Source organism: Endozoicomonas sp. (assembly GCF_031844845.1).
Lineage (GTDB): Bacteria > Pseudomonadota > Gammaproteobacteria > Pseudomonadales > Endozoicomonadaceae > Endozoicomonas.
On sequence record NZ_JAVRMB020000135.1, the window covers coordinates 1 to 5948 of the forward strand.

General features: G+C 49.6%; 5 protein-coding genes. 2 read left to right on the forward strand and 3 right to left on the reverse strand.

Annotated features, from left to right (window positions below):
• The coding region (hutG, locus tag RM811_RS06800; RefSeq protein ID WP_402522156.1) for a formimidoylglutamase at positions 1-705 on the forward strand (705 nt) is incomplete at its 5' end.
• A 98-nt stretch (positions 706-803) separates the two neighbouring features.
• Here the strand turns inward: hutG and RM811_RS06805 are convergent.
• Complete coding sequence (locus RM811_RS06805) at positions 804-1289, reverse strand: excalibur calcium-binding domain-containing protein (protein WP_402522158.1); 486 nt, start codon at positions 1287-1289, stop codon at positions 804-806.
• 43 nt (positions 1290-1332) lie between these two features.
• Entirely contained in the window at positions 1333-1983 is a 651-nt protein-coding gene (locus RM811_RS06810) for a PolC-type DNA polymerase III (RefSeq protein WP_402522160.1), read from the reverse strand.
• 128 nt (positions 1984-2111) lie between these two features.
• On the opposite strand from RM811_RS06810, the gene RM811_RS06815 reads away from it, so the two are divergent.
• Positions 2112-4178 (forward strand): hypothetical protein, encoded by a 2067-nt coding sequence (locus RM811_RS06815; RefSeq protein WP_402522162.1) that lies wholly within the window; start codon positions 2112-2114, stop codon positions 4176-4178.
• A gap of 295 nt (positions 4179-4473) precedes the next feature.
• Here the strand turns inward: RM811_RS06815 and RM811_RS06820 are convergent.
• Positions 4474-5948, reverse strand: a 1475-nt coding sequence (locus RM811_RS06820) for a DEAD/DEAH box helicase (protein ID WP_402522164.1), incomplete at its 5' end; no start/stop codon positions are given.

Genomic DNA, 5948 nt, shown 5'->3' on the forward strand with positions numbered 1-5948 from the left:
GGCAATATCACCTGTTCCGGAAACAACCTTGAGCAGGCCCAGCTGGATTACGCCGAACGGATGCGCGAGCTATTAGACAATGGTCAATTAGTGGTTGGACTGGGTGGTGGTCATGAGATTGGCTGGGCATCTTATCAGGGGCTGATGAAACACCTTAAAAAAGAACCTGCAAATAAAAAAGGGTCACCGCTCAGCGTGGGTATTATCAACTTTGATGCCCACTTTGACCTTCGACTGCCGGAAGTGGGTGCCAGCTCCGGAACGCCGTTCTGGCAAGCGGCAGAGTATGCCCGCAAACAGCATATTCCGTTTAATTATCTATGCCTGGGCGTCAGTGAAAGCAGCAATACCCGGGCCTTATTTAATCGGGCGGACGAACTGGGTGTAACCTACCGTACCGACAAAGAGATGACATTGCTCAATCTACCAACGCTGCAAAAAGAACTTCAGCAGTTTATGAATAAAGTGGATCACGTTTATCTGACCATCGACATTGATGCCTTTCCGGCCGCACAGGCTCCCGGAGTCAGTGCTCCAGCGGCAAGGGGAATTGCCCTGGAGGTAGTCGAACCCTTACTGGAAAGCATCAAACACAGCAGCAAGCTCAAACTTTTCGATATTGCCGAAACCTGTCCGGATTTTGATATTGATGCACATACCGCACGACTGGCCGCGCGGTTGATTCATCAGTTAGTAGCGCAGTAGTAACAACACTGACCTTCTTTAAAATATCTCCTCATGCCGCGCACTCACCTGTGCGGCAAACATTCCCTCATAAGTTTTCTTTCCAGTTTTAAGCCGTATCACCCACCACAAAACTGCCGTTCGCAGGGAGAGCCATCACCGTCACTGTCCATTTTGGTATTTGGGCAGTTGTTCAGATAGAAGACAGCTTCTTCACAAGATCGCATCTGTGAGCAGTATTGTTTGCCACTGCAGCTATAACCGGTGGATAAAGACCTGAGCTGGCTTCTGGCCAATGCGACCCGGCTTTCATGTTGATTATCCTGACCTGTAGCAGCATCAGAAGTAGAGCCAGAGTAGTCACTGGAAACAATGGTCAGAGCGCCTTTCACAAGCTCAATCTTTTCACAAACCGTGCCGCTGGGCACAATGCCATAGATCACCTCCCCCTCTTTGGTGATACATTTGGTCATCCCGGCAGAGGAACTATTGTCTGATCTGCTGGCTGTTGAACCGTCCAGAAAAGGAAAACCATTCTGTTGGTAATACTGAAATCCATACCAGCCCATGACAGCAAAAATAATGATGGCGGCTAACTTTTTCATTGGCTGTAAACCACTTCCCCAATATTATTTTGATCGTACAAACTTAAACGGCAACCCTGGATCCCTGCTTTTCCAACAAAGCGCCGACACCCGTTTTTGATGTCCGGGCTACTGTTTTCATCAGTGCAAAAGAAGCATTCGATACCCGATGCTGGTCTTCAAGATCCTCCAGCATCCTGAGCCAGAGATGGGCTGTCATTTCCGCATCGGCCAGCGCCCGGTGAAAGACGCCATTGGTCGGCAGCTTGTTGTATTTCACCAAAGTTCCGAGCTGGTGATTGGGCGCATTTTGATAGAGCCGCCTGGCGATTAACATCGAGCAGGCAAAGGTTCCGTCATACCTCGCTCTTGCTACCGACATCTCTGCATCCAGGAACTTTTTGTCGAATGACGCGTTATGCGCCACCAGGTTATGTCCACTGATAAAACTGGCAAACTCCTTCATCACCCGAGAGCAGGAGTCAGCTCTTTTAACCATGGCATTGGTGATGCCGGTGTAGTTTTCAATAAACGAACTAATGCGGAAACCTGGATTTATCAACTGCTGAAACTCATCGGTTATACGACCATCCTCAACCAGTACCGCACCAATTTCGATAGCCCGGTCGCCCATATCGGGAGAAAGACCCGTGGTTTCAAAATCCAGCACAACCACTGTATTGGCACTACGCTTACCCAATAACCCTGTCGTCATATCTCACCCCTTCAACCTGTCAAAAAGCTTTTGCAGCGATCTGGTTAACAAAATTAAACCCGACAGAATTGCAAAACAACCACCAGCCTCTATGATGCCTCATTTAAACGATGCCAGAGCACTCTTCCATGTCTATTAAACCGTTCCGTTTAGGCAATATTGATCAACACGAAGATCCTGATGCCGCCAATGAGAAGCTGGATCAATGGCTGGATGAAACCCGTCCCTTTTACCTGAATTCGCCGGAATACGCGAAGCTTTCCAAAACCAATAAAAAGAACGGTGGTGACTGGTTCCACATGTTCATGAATCTCTACCTGAACTACATTGGCCAGGATCTGAAAGATCTGGATGTGGCAGCGGCCGAGGAGATTATGCTGAGTCTCTACCCCCGCAAGATGATCTGCCCTGACAGTCAGGCAAAAACCATCGTTCCCGAACTGATCGCCTACTGGCAGCTCTTACATCGTGAGTTAAACGGCGGGCAGCGACGCCAGCTGAAACACGCAGAGCGTATCATCACTTTCCTGGAGAGCATTCGAAAAGACTACCTGAGCATTTATAAAGGTGGTAATGAGAACCATCCGTTTGCAGGAATGGATTTCAATACCTTAATGGAGACAGCCCTTAACCCGGCAGCAGAACATGATGACGATGACTGGGTTAGTGATCTGATTGCCGATGCCGCTCACAATTTGCCGGACTACAAACAACAGCCTTCACCACCGGATCACTGGCTGCCACTTCGCCAGCTTCCCAATGTTTCTGAATTGCTTGAGCATATCTGTCACCTTGGCTTTGACCACACCTTACCCAATGCCCCGGACGCCGTCTTTGAACTACTGAACTGTGGCTGTCAGGAAGTCTTTATGCAAATTCGACAGGGCAATAAGGAAGCGCAGGAGTTCTGGCATTATACTGAGCAACAGATCATCGCCGGTGCTCAGAAAAATGCCTTAGACCCGGATGGCATGAATGTACTTTTTGCCGTGCTCTCTACCCGAAAGCAGTTCCTGTCTCAGGAATTTCTGGACTTTATTCATCAGTGGCATATGGATAATGTCGACGAGATGGCGCCTGATGAACTGACGCCAGAAGCCGTAGAGCAATCACTGCAGAATATGCTCAAAGATATACCGGATGAATTTTCCCTGGTCTCTGTCCTGCATGAACAGCTGGCTTTTCTGCCACCGGAAGGGCTGGAGATGATTACCGGTGCACTTATATCCTCTGAAAAAGGGTTGAATGGCACGGCCCTGATGATTCTCGATGATAATCAGGAACGGGCAAAGAGCATAGTCAGCGTTTTAAGTCATAACCCTGCGGCCATTACCCCCGTCACGCTTGCCCGCCTGATCCGAATCCGCAACTGGCTGGCTAAACCGGTTCAGGGCAAAATTGACAAACTGATTCAGGCTGCACGGAAAAAGGGTGTGGTGCCAAAACCACCGAAACCCCTGTCAGAAAACGACATCATTGAAACCTACATGACAGCGGTTGACGGGGTCGGTACCCAGGGTGTCATGCTGACCACTCGTGAGGGCTCGTTATACCGGCTGATCTCTTTTGTCCTGAAAGAGTCGGTAGGCATTGTGGATGTGCTGGTGACCCCACCCGCTCCTAAAAAACAGGTACAGCAGTATGTCTCGATGATGAAACAACAGCAGACGTCTGTGGAAAAAGTGTCTCTCGAACTTATCCACAGACAACTGCCGTTTTTCCTGGCGCTTAATCTGAAAAGCGGCATCGTCATTGACCATGAAGTGATTCAGGTGATGGAACTTCTGGGTATGGAAAACTGGAACCCGGAAAGTATGGAGTTAAGCAGTCTTTTTAGCCCATTATTGCCTGAGATGCCTTCCCCTGAAGAAATTGCGTCCATTCAAAAACGCTCAGCAAAATGGACACAAACTACGGTGGGTAAATCCTGGTTTGAAGAACCAGAAATGTCTGGCCCGTTCAAAATCCTGAACCTCAACAAATCCGACAGTTTCTTCAAAGACGTGATTGAACCCACCCGGGGAAAATGGGGTGAGCGTATTGGTCGCATGGCACTGTGGGCTCACTACAGCACCAATAAAAACCGGCAGAAGCAGAGCCGGGATTACGCTGTGGTCAGTTGGCTGCTCGGACACTCCGATATGCCAGCGCAGGAGATCAACCTGCTGAATGCCATAGCACGAAACTCAATGTAGCTTTTTCGAATAAATGACTCCGGGGCAGCAGATCCTGAAAGGAGGTCATCTCCTCCGTCTTTCCCGCGAAGGAGGCTGTTACAAAAGGTAGATTAAGCCTTGAACCACAAAGACACAAAGGCACAAAGGTTTTTTGGAGTTGCCAGCGCTACGCGCTGCAAACAAACGAAAAAGTCTTCCTTTGTGTCTTTGTGCCTTTGTGGTTCCTTCTTTTAAGGCCTTTTGCGACACTCTCCTTCGCGGGGATGACGACAATGTATCGGTATGGGTTCTAACGCTTTCCTGCACCAGTAAATCACAGAGACACCAGCGCCTTCAGCTCAGAATCCGACAGCTCAGTCAGCCACTGCTCACCGCTGGCTACGGTCAAATCTGCCAGCTCTTTCTTGCCCTGAATCATTGCGTCGATCTTCTCCTCGAAGGTGTTTTCGGTAATCAACCGGTGTACCTGAACATTCCGCTTCTGGCCAATCCGGTATGCCCGGTCGGTGGCCTGGGCTTCTACCGCCGGATTCCACCAGAGATCATAATGAATCACCTGGCTGGCTGCGGTCAGGTTAAGGCCGGTTCCTCCTGCCTTTAACGATAGAAACATGCCACGGGTACGGAAATCGTTCTGGAAATTATCCACCAGCTCATCCCGCTTTTTGCGGGACAGACCGCCATGGAGAAAAGGCATACTCAAACCCAGTTCCCGCTGCACACTGTCCATCAATAAATTACCCATGGTCGTATACTGGGTAAAAATCAGTACTTTCTCTTCAGCCTCCATGGCTTCGCGCATAATGTCCATAAAGGTGGCCAGCTTGCCGGACTCGCTGATCATCGCCTGTTTATGCTTCAGGAACTGTGCCGGCGAATTACAGATCTGCTTCAGGGCATTGAGCAGCTTGAAAATAATGCCCTTGCGTTCAATCCCTTCATCTGCAGAATTCAGCTCATCCATAATGTTATCCACAGTACTCTGATAGAGGGAAGCCTGCTCCTTACTCAGAGAACTGTAACGGTTGCTCTCCACCTTCTCTGGCAGATCACTGATAATGCTTTTATCGGTTTTCAGACGACGGAGGATGAATGGTCCGGTGAGCTTGCGGAATTTATCCAACGCAGACTGATCCCGATCCTTTTCGATAGGCGACGCAAACTCCTCGGTGAATTTCTTCTGAGTTCCCAGATAGCCTTTATTGGTAAAGTCGAACAGGCTCCAATATTCCCGCAGCCGGTTTTCCACCGGTGTACCACTCATGCCAATACGGATATCCGCCTTCAGTTTTTTGATGGCCTTGCTCTGCTGGCTTGTGGGGTTCTTGATATTCTGGGCTTCATCAATCACCAGCGTTCGCCATTGCACCTTACCCAGCCGGGCACTGTCGGAACGGGCCAACCCATAACTGGTGAGAATAATATCGTGTTCTTTGTCGCTCAGTTCCCGCTGACTGCCGTGGTAAATCTGCGCTTTCAGAGAAGGGGCAAACCGTTCAATTTCCTTCCGCCAGTTGGTCAGAAGCGACGTGGGAACAACCACCAGCGCTTTCTGTTTTTCCAGCTGTCCGGTTGCCTGCTGATGCAGTAGAAAGGCAATCACCTGCAGGGTTTTACCCAGGCCCATATCGTCAGCGAGCAAAGAGCCAAAACCGATACGGGCATTCTGCGCCAGCCATTCAAAGCCACGTTGTTGATAAGGGCGCAGTTCGGCATTCAGCCCTTCTGGCAACGGAGTTGGTTCGTTGCTCAGCAACTGGTCAAACAGTGCTTTGGCGCTGTCGCCCA